This is a genomic window from Bacillus sp. HMF5848, assembly GCF_003944835.1.
Lineage (GTDB): Bacteria > Bacillota > Bacilli > Bacillales > HMF5848 > HMF5848.
In genome coordinates, this window is record NZ_RWIV01000001.1 from 4,053,505 (window position 1) to 4,070,248 (window position 16,744).

The 16,744-nt window shown below is 37.3% G+C and carries 13 protein-coding genes; 7 read left to right on the forward strand and 6 right to left on the reverse strand.

The genetic code is table 11. The features are described 5' to 3' along the window. The first annotated feature begins 213 nt into the window (after positions 1-213). The 3 genes from EJF36_RS19105 (at position 214) to EJF36_RS19115 (ending at position 2,677) form a co-directional block, all read left to right on the forward strand. Complete coding sequence (locus EJF36_RS19105; RefSeq protein WP_125907825.1) at positions 214-1,329, forward strand: LAGLIDADG family homing endonuclease; 1,116 nt, start codon at positions 214-216, stop codon at positions 1,327-1,329. Continuing rightward, the gene (locus EJF36_RS19110; RefSeq protein WP_125907826.1) at positions 1,326-2,003 is read left to right on the forward strand and encodes an LAGLIDADG family homing endonuclease; all 678 of its coding nucleotides are present in this window, start codon (positions 1,326-1,328) and stop codon (positions 2,001-2,003) included. Before EJF36_RS19105 ends, EJF36_RS19110 begins: the two co-directional genes overlap by 4 nt. 305 nt (positions 2,004-2,308) lie before the next feature. Further along, positions 2,309-2,677 carry a hypothetical protein gene (locus tag EJF36_RS19115; protein WP_125907827.1) on the forward strand — a complete coding sequence of 123 codons (369 nt, stop codon included), beginning with the start codon at positions 2,309-2,311 and terminating at the stop codon, positions 2,675-2,677. Between the two features lie 193 nt (positions 2,678-2,870). Here the strand turns inward: EJF36_RS19115 and EJF36_RS19120 are convergent, their stop codons facing one another. The 3 genes from EJF36_RS19120 to EJF36_RS19130 all read right to left on the reverse strand — a co-directional run bounded on the left by EJF36_RS19120 (position 2,871) and on the right by EJF36_RS19130 (position 6,495). Continuing rightward, the gene (locus EJF36_RS19120) at positions 2,871-3,353 is read right to left on the reverse strand and encodes a VanZ family protein (RefSeq protein WP_185807033.1); all 483 of its coding nucleotides are present in this window, start codon (positions 3,351-3,353) and stop codon (positions 2,871-2,873) included. Between the two features lie 707 nt (positions 3,354-4,060). Beyond that, positions 4,061-5,680 carry a beta propeller repeat protein gene (locus EJF36_RS19125; protein WP_125907828.1) on the reverse strand — a complete coding sequence of 540 codons (1,620 nt, stop codon included), beginning with the start codon at positions 5,678-5,680 and terminating at the stop codon, positions 4,061-4,063. A 455-nt stretch (positions 5,681-6,135) separates the two neighbouring features. After that, entirely contained in the window at positions 6,136-6,495 is a 360-nt protein-coding gene (locus tag EJF36_RS19130; protein ID WP_125907829.1) for an SHOCT domain-containing protein, read from the reverse strand. Between the two features lie 62 nt (positions 6,496-6,557). On the opposite strand from EJF36_RS19130, the gene EJF36_RS19135 reads away from it, so the two are divergent. Next, the gene (locus tag EJF36_RS19135; protein ID WP_260472001.1) at positions 6,558-7,187 is read left to right on the forward strand and encodes a class I SAM-dependent methyltransferase; all 630 of its coding nucleotides are present in this window, start codon (positions 6,558-6,560) and stop codon (positions 7,185-7,187) included. A gap of 519 nt (positions 7,188-7,706) precedes the next feature. Then, positions 7,707-9,485: a diguanylate cyclase gene (locus EJF36_RS19140; RefSeq protein ID WP_185806973.1), complete on the forward strand. Its 1,779-nt coding sequence runs from the start codon at positions 7,707-7,709 to the stop codon at positions 9,483-9,485. A gap of 484 nt (positions 9,486-9,969) precedes the next feature. On the opposite strand, the gene EJF36_RS19145 is transcribed toward EJF36_RS19140, so the two are convergent. From EJF36_RS19145 to EJF36_RS19155, 3 genes are read right to left on the reverse strand one after another with little or no spacing between them, the layout of a single operon-like run. Further along, the gene (locus tag EJF36_RS19145; RefSeq protein ID WP_125907832.1) at positions 9,970-11,139 is read right to left on the reverse strand and encodes a hypothetical protein; all 1,170 of its coding nucleotides are present in this window, start codon (positions 11,137-11,139) and stop codon (positions 9,970-9,972) included. A 3-nt stretch (positions 11,140-11,142) separates the two neighbouring features. Further along, positions 11,143-11,643: a hypothetical protein gene (locus EJF36_RS19150; RefSeq protein ID WP_125907833.1), complete on the reverse strand. Its 501-nt coding sequence runs from the start codon at positions 11,641-11,643 to the stop codon at positions 11,143-11,145. Next, positions 11,640-13,016 carry a VPA1262 family N-terminal domain-containing protein gene (locus tag EJF36_RS19155; RefSeq protein WP_125907834.1) on the reverse strand — a complete coding sequence of 459 codons (1,377 nt, stop codon included), beginning with the start codon at positions 13,014-13,016 and terminating at the stop codon, positions 11,640-11,642. The genes EJF36_RS19150 and EJF36_RS19155 overlap by 4 nt, the downstream gene beginning before the upstream one ends. Positions 13,017-13,326: 310 nt before the next feature. Between EJF36_RS19155 and EJF36_RS19160 the strand changes: the two genes are divergently transcribed. Together EJF36_RS19160 and EJF36_RS19165 are read left to right on the forward strand one after the other, a co-directional pair. Beyond that, on the forward strand, positions 13,327-15,729 hold the full coding sequence (locus tag EJF36_RS19160; RefSeq protein WP_125907835.1) for a CAP domain-containing protein: 2,403 nt from the start codon (positions 13,327-13,329) through the stop codon (positions 15,727-15,729). A gap of 380 nt (positions 15,730-16,109) precedes the next feature. Beyond that, positions 16,110-16,703 (forward strand): hypothetical protein, encoded by a 594-nt coding sequence (locus EJF36_RS19165; protein ID WP_125907836.1) that lies wholly within the window; start codon positions 16,110-16,112, stop codon positions 16,701-16,703. The last annotated feature ends 41 nt before the right edge of the window (positions 16,704-16,744 follow it).

Below are 16,744 nucleotides of genomic sequence, written 5' to 3' on the forward strand. Positions count from 1 at the left end.
AAAATTCGTTCATTAATTATCATAATAAAAAGCGATTGTCTTAATCTTAGGAGACTCTGAACCGGGGCGCCACGGTCTCCTCCACTTGACGGATAAGGAACTGGTGCCACGTCCTCTTCTTAGCAAACCGAGAAACGGCCCACGGTTCTCGGTATAAAGTAGGCGATAGATGGATAGATTGATAATAACAGGCGGAAAATAGGTGGGTTTTTAATGAACATAGAGGAAGGCAGAAAAATAGTAGATACGTTTAATCAGGAAAAGGCTAATTTGCTTAATAAGCAAAGATATATTTTAAGTATGCAAGATAGACTAGACCATCTGAATGAGGCATTTAAAAAAGAAGTGGATCAGAAAAATCTTGATGAGGTCCTGCGTTTTGAAAAAGAACTAAGACTTATGGGATTTTCCTATAACCAAATTTCTCAGGTAACTGGGACTTATAGAAAAGCTATTACATCAAGATTAAAAGAGTATTATCCAGAACTAGATTTTGAAACAATGTTAAAAAAAGAAATTCTTTTGACGTCAGAAATAGAAGATGAGCGGAAATTACTTGAATATGGCTTTAGTGACCGTGAGATTAGTTTTTTAATGGGGACGAGTCGTAAAGAAATTGCTAAACGGAGAAAGTATTTACATAAAATTGACCGTTTAAACGGGTTATCTCCAAAAGAAGTTGAGATTGAGAAACAATTAATTTCTGGTGGGCTTACTTTTCATGACATTCAAGAGTTAACTGGGAGAGATAGACATTGTATTTCTGATCGGAATGTAAAGTATTACAAAATCGATAGAGTGAATGCATTTCAAAAGCACCTTGAAACCAAAGGTGTGCCTAATAGATTAAGTGTAACAGACGATGCAGCATACAACTTTTGGGGGCTTTTTATGACTGAAGGAACATTTGATTTATCAATTGGCGATCGCTTTTACATAGGTATTTCTATATCCCAATCTGAAGATATCGCTACACTTAAGCAAATACAAACCGACTTAACGGTTGGGCTTGTTATGCCTAAAAAAAGAAATAAAGCAGATGATAAAAAAGAAGAATATGAGTACAAAGTTTATAATGTTATAGATTTGCAAGAAGTGATTATTCCTTTATTAGAAAAATATCCACTTATGTTTAGAAAATCTAAAGAATATAGCCTATTCAAAGATTTGGTTTATAAAAAGTACATATATACATTGGGCGGCAAAAGCGGGCAGGCCATTCCTCAAACATATCAGGACGATTTCATTAAAGCTATGGACAAATTATCAGCCATACAAAAGACAGGGAAAACAAAAAACAAAGAGTATCGAGGTGTAAAATTAGGATGATACCATCTGTCCAAAAGGAACTAGAAATGAAGCTTCTAAAAGAAGCTTTAACATATAAAGAAGCAAGTGAAAAATTAAAAGAGCAATTTAATATTATCGTGAAACCAGCAAGTTTAAGATATAGAAATGTAACACTTTATAAAATTAATAGACAAGAAGAACTCAGAAATTCACTCCAACGAAACCCCGTTATCAAATTACAAGTCGATGATATCTTCGGAAAAAAGTTTAGTCCATGTTTTGATGGAGATGGTTCATTTGACGTTAGCATTAGTGAGAATAATGTATACTCTCTCGGTATAGTTTTCAAGCAACGAGCAGATTCAGAAGACTTTGTAACATGGATAAAAGATAACCTTGGAGTTGGAGAAGTACATGAAGGACAAGGATATGAAACTTCACAAGTAAAAGGCACTAGTATTTTTAGAGTGAAAAGAATTGATCAATTATATGAAGTAATCATCCCTTTTTTTGATCGATACCCTTTAAAAACGAAAAAGAAACTGGAATATCCTTATTGGAGAGAGTTAGTTGAAGATAGGTACATCTTAACTTTGAGAGGACAAGCCGGTCAAAAACTATCGAATGAATATAAGGATAAATTCCTACGATACGCAAAGATTATAAGCCAATTAAGAAATACGGGGAGGAGAAAGTATATTAACTCTATTTAATCGAGCTAGTAGTTACGGTTGCAAAGACCTTTCATACCCTCTCTCCTTTAACTCAGGTAGCTAATTGGTAGCCATAGAACCAGCCACGCTCGCTGATATACACCGAACTTGACTTTTACCTGCTCTAAGGTTTGAAGCTTTTACACATCCACTACGAACAAACATCTAATCAAACGCTTGTTTAGAATTTTGTTCGGTGCATCATGGCCGTAACAGATCCACAGCTAACCCAGAAAAAAATCCCGCCTTAATACCTCTTTCTCCGACCCACAGCACCATAACATTAGTGACAGGGGGGTCAGATTATGAGATTACCAGCAGGACCAATTGATAGTTTTGATAAGCACTCCAAATTCTACGATGCAAAGGAATTCTCTACTCACCTAAATTGGTGGTTAATTAATCATGGTGACATATTCACAAGAAGTGAGGCCATTGCGTTGAAACAGATTGTTCGCTTCTCGACTAAAGTACCAGGTGTCTGTAACGAGCCAATAAAATCGATGATAGATGCCATTCATAAGGAATACATCGGGCAAAGCATTTCAAGATCCACCTTCAAGCGATTGATTCGTAAAACCAGAAGCATTGTTATGTTAACAAGCTACGAAACTTTTGAAAAAAATGGTGCACAAAGTAACAATCTATACGTTTTTAATAGATATCCTTTATAACTATGACAATTATGGGAACGCGGGCTTAATCCACCCGATTCCGATTCACCGACAAAACTGCACATCGCCCTCGACAGCCAATTTACAAACCTAGAACCATCCCATTTCTATTTGTTTCTTTGGCAGACCCAGAACCGTCCCCACTCTGCCGCCACTTACTTGGCAGACCCAGAACCGTCCCCACTCTGCCGTTTCAGAAGCGAGGCTTAAAAAGTAGACTCAGAAGTTGATAAATCCCAATCCCTGTTGCAGCCCCTAAACTATCTATAACAATATCTTTTATTTGTGGGCCTCGTCCCGGGACAACAGTTTGATGAATTTCATCTGTGATAGCATACAAAACACAAATCCCTATCGTGATCAGCATCCTTTTCCGTTTCGACAAAGAGGGAATAGCGCGTAAAGCATTAAGAACCAATACGGCCAGCACCAGATAAATAAAGAAATGGGCGTTTTTTCTTATGTAGTGGTTTAAAGTATCAATGCTTAGATCAGATTTCGATGTCACTTTATCCACTGTTTCCACTACTACTTTAGTAACGCCCTTACTTAAACTGTTAGATTGTGACGCCGGTTGTGCAGATAGGTTGAATATTAGAACCATCCATATCAAAACTAACATCCAAGGAAAATAGGAATGTAATTTCTGTTTATAAAATAAAACCTTGGTTTTCATAGGGTGCAATTGCTGTGCTCCTTCATGTTTAAAAGTTCTAGTTCTTATAATAATAATTCACACCACAAAATATTCCAATGTTTTCTGGTCATCTCTTCCATGGAGATGGGGATTAAAACGTGAATAATCGAAGATGAAAATTGACCACCAGATAATGAGGCATATAATATAGAAGGAACTCATAATGCAGCATAAAGAATCACCCTGTTTACCTTCATAACGGGAGGCTATAGTATTTATGATTTCTCGCTTACTTCAACACGCCTCTAACTTTATTCTAGCAGTGTCAGGTGCGTAGAAACGCATATCCATATATGATATTTTGCATTGTGAAATAGTTATTTCATCTTGGTATCGAGTAAAATCAATGAATATAACGGACTTGGCAGACTGAGAACCGTCCCCGCACTTCCATCTTACGAGCAGGAAGTACGAGAACCATCCGAGAGCGGTGAGAAAGTGCAGATTATAAAAAGAGAAGCTAATTAACTATTATAGTAGTTGACTAGCTTCTCTTCATTTTTTTATATCGTTTATAATATTAAATTCCACAATCTTAACTTTTCAGTTCTATCGAACCATCCCACGCTTCGTTCGATCGGATCCTTTTGCACACAGATCTTGTAATCGCTGCTAGCACTTTGGTACATTTCCTAGCGTGTGTCAGGTGCAAAGATTCGGGTCAGGCGCGCGATATCTTCCCCGTATTAATGCTTATTAGCATAATCATAATAACGTTTCATAAACGTAACTATATGTGCTCGCTTTAACAACTTATCTTTACCATAAGACTCAAAGGTCATTGGGCTAATACCTGTTTCGTCTGGATATCCAGTTGTAATCCCTGCCTCATACATGAATGCAATGGCATCTTCTATACTAACAGCTTCACCGAAATGTTTGGTTGCTATAAACTTAGCAAATGTTCCTCGCGTGATGCCACTATCTCCTACATTCGTACTGGTAACACTACCATGAGGTTGTAAGCCGTCTCTATTTGCCAATTGGTATGCTTTTGCTGCCCACCAAGATGAAGAGGTGTTATTATTCTTCAACTCTACTGGATCAAAATAGCGATACATTACAGTCAATGCTTGTGCTTCTGTTAGAGTGTTATAGGGCTTTAGTAAATTCCCAGTTTTACCACTTGAGATAAGTACATTCTTATATCCACTGATTAATTTGTTATCAATGGCCCAGGCCATATCGTCTGACCAATAATCTCCTTTTTTGAAATCAAAATAAACTTTTTCAGGTGTTGGCTTCACTTGATAAACGCCTTTTGTTCCAACTGCCAGAAGTTCATTTCCATTCCAGATAGCGTCATATACAATATCTCCTTGGATAGGAAACATATGAGTACTCCAATTTTTATAGTCGGTTGAAAAACTAATAAAAGAGGGAACATACGGGCTGTTATTTATATGAGCAGCACCTATTACGAAGATTCCTATATCCGTAGGGATAACTTTTTCCACCTCTGTTGTAGGTGGTAATTGACCAACCTGTTTCCATGTAACACCATTTGATGAAGAATAAATGCCAGAGTCCGGAGAAAACACGTTGTTAACAATCGCAATAAACTCTTTTCCATTCCAATAAATTTTATTGATGAATCCATTACGATTAAACTCATCCTTTTTTTGTGCATCGGTCATAACATAATAGTCTGGAAAACCAGAAGTTAAAGGTCTTTCCACCCATTGTTGGTTTTGATTGGTGTAGATCATTCTTCCGTGGTGTCCACCTATAAGCGTCATTTTACCGTTGGTAGCAACAGTATAAACAACAGTACCCAACTTAATGCTAGCCGCATATTGATCATCTTCACTTAAACTCTTGTCGACGATGGTTTTAACTTCGTTCCAATGTCGTAAGTCTTCGGATTCAAGTATCTCGTTGCTCGATCCATCACTCTTAAATATTACAGCAGATGCAATATATCTATTATTCACCTTTTCTATTGTTTGCCACCAATAATCATCAGAGGAACCTGGTTTGAAAACACTCTCCCAGTCATATCCGTTTTTAGATACTAATAATTCACCATTATAACTGTTAGCCGCTATGAACTGATGACCGTCCCACATTTGAACTTGGATACTTTCCTCCAGTAAAACTTCATTCCAAGTCTTTCCGTTGTCATTTGATACATATAGCATATTTTGTCCACTCGCAACAATGGTATTAGCTTCGTTCCATGCTATTGATTCAAGTTGTACGTCAGTTAAAAATAGTTGTTTTAATTCTAGGCCACCATCAGCGAAAGTCACTTTAAAAGGTGTAAATAGTAGAAACAAAACAATACCAAAAATAATCTTTTTCATTTTAAACCCCCAATTTTTCTGTGTATACTAAGAAGCTCTACTTTTGTGCAGGCTTGAAAAAGCGCTGTTTTAATTTTCATAGGTTTGATCTAAGTCCAGGTATAAAATACTGTCATAACTGTGGGCAGTAGCATGCAGCTCAGTCCTAAGACTCCCTCATCTCAATGATGCACGGGGACGGTTCTCTTGCTTCCTATCTACTACATGAGTAGGCAGTACGAGAACCATGTGAGACCGATACAAAGGAACAGATCAGAATAAGAGAGCCTAATCAACATGTTTATGCCATTGATTAACTTCTTCTTTGTACCTATATACCGTCAATATTAAGTTGAATCGAAAAAACTATGTCTTTGTCGGTTCTCTCGATTCGTCCTCATACTTCCCTCTTTGGCAGAGTGAGAACCGTCCCCATACTTCCTTCTTTGGCAGACTGAGAACCGTCCCCATGTTGCCTAAACTTCTTCTAGTAGTTCTTTCTTTTTTTTCTCAAATTCCTTTTCACTGATGGCTCCCATATCTAATAGTTCCTTTAGTTCTTTTATTCTCTGGATAGGATTGTGGTCAGACCTTGTACTTTTCTTAGAAAGTTCTAACAGTCTATTAAATTCCTCTTCAGTTTTTGAGTCACTCCAGCTTGTAAACAGGGATTGGTATTCTTTTGTTTTTTCATTCACAAATGTGATTTCATTAAATAGAACATAATCCCAAACTAAAAAACCCTTCTCGCCATTATAATTGCAGGGTGCGCTCTTATGTATTGCTCCAAATTGTTTACCGACATAATCTAAAATGCTTTTCAAATCCTCTAGCATCGTATTTCCTCCCTTTTTATATATAATTATATCAATAACTTGATTACCTTGATATACTTTCTATCAAGCAAACCCACGCGTCACAAGAACGGAGGTCTCGATCAATGGCAAGATCATTCGCAAATTATTATGATAAAGTGATGGCACCTTTAGAAAAAAGATATATCACCGCTTGGCGAAAAAAGTTATTAAAACATGCAGAAGGTAGAGTTCTTGAGATTGGTGGAGGAACGGGGATTAATTTCCCTTTATACAGAAACTGTGAGAAAGTTATCGCTATTGAGCCCAATCCACACATGATTGAGAAATCGATTGTTCGACAGAAGCAGGCAAGTGTGCCGATTCAACTAATCGAAAGCAAGGCGGAGAAGCTCCCTTTCACGGACCAATACTTCGATACCATTGTCATAACTCTCGTGCTTTGTTCTGTTGATAACATGGAGCAAGTGATACAAGAGTGCAAAAGAGTTCTTAAACCGAATGGAAAACTGCTTGTTTTAGAGCATGTTAAAATGGAGCAGCCTGTACTTGCTGGATTGCAGCATCTGTTAACACCAGCTTGGAAAACTATTGCTGATGGCTGCCACCTTAACAGAAATCCAGAGGAACTAATCGAAAAATATGGATTTAATATTATCTCGCGTAAGAAGTACCTTTCTAGTCTAGTGGTTTCGCTTATTGCCCGTAAATGAGTTGGCAAAGTGGGGACGGTTCTCATGCTGCCGTTTGGCTGCGCCTGCTAGTAATTTGCTACTTTACTCTAGCACGTGACAGACAACCCTTTTGGCAAACTGAGAACCGTCCCCATGCTTCCAGAGTGCTGAATTACCTTTTACTCATTTGTATAGAAAAATCTATGTTATATCAACTTTTATATGCTATATTGAAATTTGAGGCTCTTGCGCAGAAACAAATTTTTGAACTTATGGAGCACTTCTAATAGGTTATTAAATAACAAAAACTATGGTAGCGCTTTATTTAAAGTTTCGACTTTTAAAAGAACGTATCTAGTTCCTATAAACATGTATCACATACAGAATCCATCATTGTCAACGTAAGTTTATTATTTAATGGATTAGGTTTTTCTTGTTAAATAAGTTTGGAAAAAATCTTCATTTCGAAAACTATTCAGCTCAAGGTCTGACCAAAGAGCTTACACTTTTTCTTGAGTTTTGACAGAGATGAACAGGTTAACACAAAAGAGGGATTCTATGAAACGTAATATTAGTACCTTTTTAAGACCATTTACAAAAAATATTAGTAGAGCTGTGATAGCTGCATTCAGCCTCATTCTTGCTTTGATGTTTATAATCGGAGGCAGTTCTATTATTGGTATAGAACGGTTAAATAAGGTCAATGAGTTGTCAGAAGTCTCATACAAAGTGCTTATGCAGATGAAAAATATTGAAGACTCGATGACAAAGGTAGAAGGAGATATTCGAGTGCATTATTCCGGTGATAACTGGAAAAGTTATGTGGATGGAAGCATGGGGGCACTGGCTTTCTTTGACATGGAGAATCAACAATTAAATGTGGATATTTTTAATGTTGGAAATCAGTTTCCATGGTCCGTTCAAGTAATACAAGGATCGTTTACGCTTAATCAAAATAAAAGGTATAAACTTTCTTTTGATGGCAAGTCTTCAACGGATCGATTCATTGAATTGTTATTCCAAAATAGCGTCGACTATTATAGGTATCACACTGAAATAGTCGAATTGACGAACAAAATGCAAACTCATACAGTGTATTTCGAAATGGAAGATACAACGGATGCGTTAACTCATTTAGTCTTCGCTCTTGGAAACTTACCCAATAAGCCGGTTTATGGAAGACATCATGTAATAATAGACCATGTTTCGTTGACAGAAATAGAAACAGGTACACAACTTATTCATAACGGAGAGTTTGTGTCTAAAGATGTCCAGTCTATATTATGGCAGTCTGAGGAAGAGATTACACAAGCTATCCATTCCTACCGAGAATACGTTTCGGGACGTCCTAAACAACAGGCGTTGGTAGATCAACTTGATTCTCTTTTACAAACATGGCTATATGAAAAACGAGAGATGATATATGGATTAAATTTAAAATTGGCTTCCAGTGGAAATTTAAATGCAGATTCAGAGCTTCAATCCTACGAATCTATCAATGAAACGAAAAAGAAGATTGGTGAGTTAATTAACGAAGTCAAAAACTTAGAAGAGATTCGGTTAGCCGAAAAGAGAAGCGAAGCGAATGTAGTTAAGCGCATTGTATTTAGCACCTTAGTGAGTATCGTCGTCATTTCTATCATTCTGTGTATGATGGTTTATCTATATTTCAACAAAGCTATCATAAAACCTATTAGATGGGCTTCAGAATCATTGAAAAAAATGGCAGAAGACGATCTCTCTATGAGAAAGGAAATATCAATTAAAAATGATAATGTTCACCTTTCTATCACTGAAATTCGTCAGCTGTATGACCACATGATTCATTATTACAATTTACTGAGTGATCAAATTCAAATGGATGGACTTACAGGGCTAACCAACCGAACTACATTTGACTATATCATTAAAGAGTGGGCTAATTATCGGTCTTCTTTTTACCTTGTTATGATTGATATTGACCATTTTAAAAAAATTAATGATACGTATGGCCATCTAGTAGGAGATGATGTTATTAAGCTGTTGGGGAAGTATTTACTCACCATAGCTGATGATAAAAATCTATGTTTCCGTTACGGAGGAGAAGAGTTTAGTATATTGATCCGAGATAGAGAACTGAATGAAGTGGTTGCTATTGCTGAACATTTACGTCTTACGATTGCTGAGACTCCGATTGCAGCAGGCAAGCATATCACGATATCAATCGGTATAGCCCAATATTTGCAAACCGATGACTCTCCTATCCCTGTGATACAACGTGCGGATACAGCTCTGTATCAATCAAAATCAAATGGAAGAAACTGCACAACAGTTTTTAATAAAAAAGATAGTGTCTAATTCACTATGACCATACTCCCCTTTGGTAAACAGATAAAGTAATAACTATCCGTCTTATCTTTTGGGGAGTATTTTTATGTCTAAAGAAAGTTTGGTGTCTTGCTTACATATAAAAAATCAAGAGTTTACAATTAAAGAGCTTTGTTCAGCGTTTCGGATTTTAGCATATTCATTGTCAGTATACATTCGCTGCTAGTACTTTGACACTTAATCCTAGCGTGAGACTGTCACAAGGAACATTCGCTATGCTAGCACTCTACTAGCACTTTGTTACTTTATCCTAGCGTGGGAAAGCAACAGAAACCCACTATTCTGTTAGCCCTAAGCTATCACTCTATTGCTTTATCCTAGCTGGGTCAGGCGTGCGGTCTATATCTTCTAGCAAGGTGCGTGGCAGAAAAAATCAAATCATACCGCGACTTCTTTTCCCTGCCAATCTTAATCTTTCACTACTTTGGCAGACCGAGAACCGTCCCCATGCTTCCTAAGTGAGGATGTCTTTTATTACTTGTTCTTTTCCTTGGTCTTTTAAATAGAGGCTATATCGAATTTGACGGTCAAAGGATGTAATGAATAGATTGGCTTGATAAGCGGCCAAGTTAGATTTTATTTCTTTTGTTGTATGTTCTTTCATAAGTGAATAGATATCATAGACCGTTTGTTTAGCACTGTCCCAAATATATGGATTCGCATCCGTTTGCACCCAATTCATAAAGTGCTTTGCAAAAACTTCTTCTATATCATCCGTTTGTAAAATTTTTATCAGTTCCTCAAGTCTAATTAGCTTTAATAGATTCGTTAGGTCCTGTTTTTTCACTTCTTTTACCGCTGCGTCTGAACCTACACTTTTCAATTCCTCTGCAAAAAAATTAGGATAGGCGTTTTCTTCTATAAGATAGTTCACTATAAAGTGGACACGTCGTTCTTCTGGAAGCTTTTGAAACATCGCTTCAATTGTACTAACTTCCTCTTGCAAAAGGCCGGCATTTTCTTCTGATTGCGTATGTTGATATTTTCTTACTAGGTAGGAAAACTGATTCATGATACAAAATAACGCGCCGTTTGCCTTGACCTCATCCTCAGAAAGCAAGAATGGAAGTAATTCCTCATTTTCAAACATCAAATGTCCATTCAAAAGAATGCATAGCACTACAAGATTTTGTCGGTCGCAACTCATTAACTCCCAAAAGCTCTGTTTATTCTCATAATAAATAAGCTCAAGCAACAGTAAATACCCTCTTAAATCAATTTCATAGTCAGGTACAAAACCGCTAAAGAAATTAACGAACTCATACTTATTTTTATAACGATGTTCAAGCAGTGTACCTTCATATTTCAACTGTGGTGATTTTGCAGACAGAAAAATCTCTAGCCCCTTTTTCATAAGTCGATAGCTTTTCTTGTCGCTTACCATGTCAGCTAACCGCTGGAAATCATCATCGTCGCTTCGTACAATGAGTATAGCCAGGTAAAAGATTAAACTGTAGTGTGGTTGCTTACCCTTAGGAAGTGTATTAAGCTGTTTCTCAAACTCATTAAGCAACTCCTGTACAGATTCTTTGCCAAGAATTTGCTCGAAGTCAGATTTTAGAATATACCAGCCTGTAGATTTATTATTAATAAGCTCTGCCATTTCTTGAATCTTCTCCTGCAAGTGTTAGCACCCCCAATTCGAATATGTTGTTTCCCGTACATATATAAGTTCCAGTTGTTGCAGTAGCTGCCCCAAATCACGAACTTCATCATGCTGAAGGACAGATAATCGCATCATAGAAATTGACTGATTACCATTAATATCAAAGCTGTTTACAGAGCCACCAAGGTGGAAATGTCCAACAAATTGCTGCCTATTACCATCATACAAAAATAGAAACCGGTCGTGGATTGCAATGCCTTGCCTTGATAAGTCAATGGATGATACACCTTGAGGACTTGCCGCCCCAAAGCTATTCATTTTACTGTAAAACCAAATGATATTAGGGTTTGGTAGAGCTTGAAAGATATAATTTATGTACGCTTCAACACGTAGTTGTAAAGTGACATTACGTCCACCAAAGTAAGGATCTATCATTACAACCGCATAATTCCCACCAGGTGAAAATGGAGCAAGATGATGGGATAGAAATGATTTAATAGCAGCTTCTTGAGAGACAATCATGAAAGATCCTCAGATAAAATAAGGTGTGTTGGATCTAGCAAGTTCCCCACTAACGTTTCGAACACCATTCTGCCATCTAATGGCTCCATCTCTATAATTGTTGAATAGTTATCACCAAAGGAATTGAAAGATGTACCGAGTAAAAATGCTTGTAATCGATGTTCATTCTTTAAAAAAATGAACCGATCATGAAAATGCTCTCTCGTGCCATAAAATGTAAACTTCATTGACACATCTCTTTTCTTTAGCTTGTGAACTGTTTCGTGGATAGCAGCTTTAAAGTCTCTAAATGTTTGCTCGCAATCTGCTTCGTTTGTTTCAAAAACAATGTTCTTCTGAAGATTTAAGTTTTTTCCAAGTACCGTAATAATATCATTTAGTCTTGATTTTCCACCTGCTGTACTAAAGGTCGAAAAGTAGGGATCAAACACCCATAGCTCCTTATATCCCCTTGTTGCTGCAATCTCAGTAAATATATCTAATCCCCGCTCATATTGTCCTTTTGTAATGAACTCAAACCTTTTGTTCGCATTAATCTGACTTTTTAGCAACTCCTCCTGATATTGATAAGATTGCATTTCTTTTGAGATAGCGGACTCTCCCACTCTTATCTGTTCAGAAACAACTTGCTCAAGTGTAACTGATTTGCCCGCTCTTGGAAGCGGCATATCGACTTGTTTAGTGGTAATCCCCATATCAATGTGAATCGATTTAATGAAGGATGCATCATAGTCTGCATACACTAACTGATCCTGTGCATACAACTCAATGTCAACACTACTCCATTCATATCGTGATTCAATTGGTATATGTTTTTCTTTAATAGGTACTATCCTTGTACTAACTATTTGCTGATGGTGCTTAAACTTTGCCACACAAGTCAATTCTTCATACCCATTATGCTGTAAGCTCAGTTCTATTATTCTTTCATTATTAGGATAAAGGTTCTTTTCTAAAAGAATGTTCGTTGGTGAAAAAACAAGAACATTTTGAATGGAAAAAGGGGACTGTTTCAGATTAAAGCCAGACCATTTTTTCACAAATTCACAAATACCTCTAAATGAAGCTATTTGAGCAATTTGCCCATTCTCTATTAGATGATTCTTTTGATAGACAATAAACTCTTGATACTCACAGCAAAGCGTCCCATATGGATTTTTAACATGGTCAGCATGAAGAAATCCGTTTGTCACGGTGTCATAGAGGATTTCTTCCCTTTGTATATTTTCAATCCACATTTCCTTAAACTCGATTCGGTTTTCATCTATTGAAGCATACTCTCGTAAAAGCCGCTCTTTCGGATAATCATCAAAGCCATGATGATAGATTCGTAACATTTCCTTATCATTCAAGAAAAACTGTTGCTTAATCACATACATCCCCCATTTGTTTGCTTCACCCTCTATATCCTTATTATTCTATCCATTATACGAGAAAACAATAGATTTATATAAAATTACAGTTTTCTGTAAGTAATTTGGCAAAGTGGGGACGGTTCTCATGCTGCCATTTGAACAGCGAGCGAGGGCCTGTCACCTTATATGTAACGAGAACGGTTCACTCGTTGGCAAACTGAGAACCGTCCCCATGCTTCCTTTATAAGAAAATTCTACATAATTCTACATAATTCTGGTATAATCTGAAATTATTACATATTTGCAACACAACTATAGGGGGAAAGACATGAGAAAGATTTTTAGTAGTTTTATTGTTTTTTTACTTTTGTTCTCTCAGCTGCCAATCGTGGCTAGTGCACAAGCTTTTGAGGATGTGCCAAGTGACTTCTGGGCATACCAGGAGATTGAATGGGCTGCTTCGAAAGGGTATGTCAAAGGCTACAATGGTACCTTTAAACATAGTGGGACATTAACGGAGGCGCAGTTTGTATCTATGCTGGTCAACTTTTTTGGTCAAAAGGGACATATTAAACCTGCACAAGCTGAGGAGCATTGGGCACAGCCATTATACAATCATTTAAAAACTTATAATCTACCATTGAAAGGATACACATCTAATACGACGAAAAATGCCTTTGTTACAAGAGGAACAGTTGCAAAAGTATTAGCGGCTGCGACTGGTGGAAAAATCGTATCTCAAGAAGACGCAGTTGCGTTCATGTATCAGTACGGCATCTCAACAGGACGTAACGGCATCAAAACATTAGCAAGCTATGGACCAGATGAACTGTTCACGAGAGCCCAGGCTTGTGTCATTTTATATCGATTATCAAAAAACCCTGATTTACTAGTTTTAAAAGAAGCAAATGAAAAAACAATAGATGATATTGTACAAAAGTTCCTTAACACGAAAGCGACGTTTAAAGGAGATCCGTTTGCGCAAGTACCTTCTATTAAAGCGCCTTATGCAACAGGAGCACTACAAGCTGGATTTGTAAAAGACGGTGAAAATTCACTGAATTTCATCAGATATTTAGCAGGTCTTGAACCTGTTACGGCAACGGCAGACTTGAACAAATTAGCTCAGCACGGCGCCGTATTAATGGCAAGTACAAACTATGTAGAACACTGGGTCCAACAACCAAGTGATATGCCAGACGACTTCTATAAAACAGGATCATATTCTTTATCGACTGCTAATTTACAAGGTGCCTATTTGAAGTCGCCATCACTACGCTATGTGACTAGAAATGATCATCACTCACTAGCATATGCCGTAAAAAGATGGATTGAGGATGCTGAAGAAGAAAACTATCAGTCGGTAGGCCATCGCCGTTGGGCTCTATACCCACAACTAAAAACAGTTGGGTTTGGGTATGCCACAAATAAAGTTGATAACGGTGTTTCCTCTATGCAAGTGACGCATAGTACAGAAAACGGTGGCGGATTTGGTAAAGAGTTTGTGGCGTATCCGAATAAAGGATATTTCCCTACCGAGTATGCATCATTACGTCAACCATGGTCTATCTCATTAGATCCTGACATGTACCAGTCACCATCTGAAACGGATATTACTATTTCAGTTACTCGTAAGTCAGACGGGCAAACATGGACATTAACACACACTGATAACGACTTTTATAACAGCGGAGAGTACCTCGCAGTGGATCCTTATCAAAGCTATGGACAAGGGTATAACATCTCCTTCCATCCAGGCGTTCATTACCGTGCGTATGATGGAGATTATGAGGTAGTTGTAAAGGGCTTAAAGGATATTAACGGTAAGGCTAAACCACTTAGCTATAAGGTTAAATTCTTTTCTTTAATGGATGAACTTGCTGGCAAAGAGACAAAGGATAGAATACAAGCAAATTCTTTTGCTAAAAAAGGGACGTCTGTTTTTTACATCGAATCTAACAAAATCTATGAGCTGAATACAACGACTGGTAAAAAACAAGAGATTGTTTTAAAAGATGGTCTGAATCAGATGGCACTCGTAGATAATTATCTATTTTATCGATACTATATTGATGGATCTTACGAAATTCATAAGTATGATTTAAGTACAAAAAAAGTAGAAAAATTACCTTACTTTTCATTTACTGCTAGGGAAGACTTTGCTGTAACAGACCGTTTCGTATATATCGGAGATACGAAGCTTTTACTAGATGGCTCTCTATACAAAGAATATGCTTTACCAAAAAACTATTATTATAACAGCTATACTGACGATAAAGGCGACCAAATATACTTCCTAGGTGAGTCAGGTGACCCTGTACAATTAACAAGTGAACGTGACAATGGAAAAAGTACTATATCGAAGGTTGGCGATTGGATTTACTTCATCAAAGGGCATGGTGGCGGTGCAAAATCAGACATCATACGATTACATGAAAATACGAAACAACAAGAAGACTTAACAAGTGGACTCGAAGATGCTGTTTTCTCCTACAAAATCGTCGGAGACCACATTTATTTAATTGCAGAGTACAGACTGTACCGCATGAATCTTGATGGCACAAACATGGAAGAGCTCGGCTTCTACGGAATAGACGATTTTGCTGTGTATGACAATTCAATCTATATCCTTATCGGCAATACGTATTATGACTACACACTTGAGCGCTATGTGCGTGAAACAAAAGCCTACAAAACCGACATCAACGGGGGAAACATGATAAAACTTTAACCTGTGGGCTGGGTGGCAAAGTGGGGACGGTTCTCATGCTGCCATTTTCGCTACGTTTGCTAGCACTCTATTACTTATATCTTAGCGGGTAGCAGACATGCTGATGGCAAACTGAGAACCGTCCCCGTGCTTCCACTGGATCATTTGGCAAACTGAAACCCGTCCCCGTGCTTCTTTCTAGCGGGTATCTGGCGCACGGATTTGTGTGTGTTTTCCCTTTTCATATTTATAGATAATAGTGAGGCATAGAAAAATCACTTATCTCTGTGATTTTCTATCTCTTGTGTACCTATATATAATGAGCATAATTATTAAATTACCAACAAACAGGAGCTGCGTGCAATCACGTAGCTTCTGTTTGTTTTATTAGGAGGAAATATATGAAAAAAGATGGTGTATTTCATTTTATTGAAGACTGGGTATTAGCTAACGATTTGGTAGATGGCATTGACTTTAAAATAGTTTCTTTTCTTTTAGAGGATGATGAGGGCCATTTGTACTCAGCTCATGAATACTATCATATAGACCCGATAAAAGAATTACAGCAAAAGATAATACAACATATTATCCATAATGAGCATGATCACATTACGCATACACCGTATATTGTGCCAGAACGGCCCCTCTTCTTTTATAAAATGAAGGGACATGTCAATTTTGCACACGCCATTCCTACTGGCTTTGGAGTTGTGAGAATGTTACGAGGTCCTTGGGAGGGTGAATATCTTCTATATAATTACGACCCCGTCTTTGATGGCTATGTGGTTGAATGGGATACATTATACGAACTGCTGCTATTAAAAATCTATGTGCAGCTGACGTATCCTCATGAACAGGATGATAGATTACTAGAAAAAAGGATAGAGAGCGATCCTATGCAATTGTCACAACTACTACCAGGCAATGCTGAAGTGATATTCAAAGAATTAAAAGCAATATACGCAAAGAAAAAAGGTAAAGTTTATCAATTTTAGTCCCTCTCTTGGTAGAGGGATTTTTTATTTTTTAAAATTTC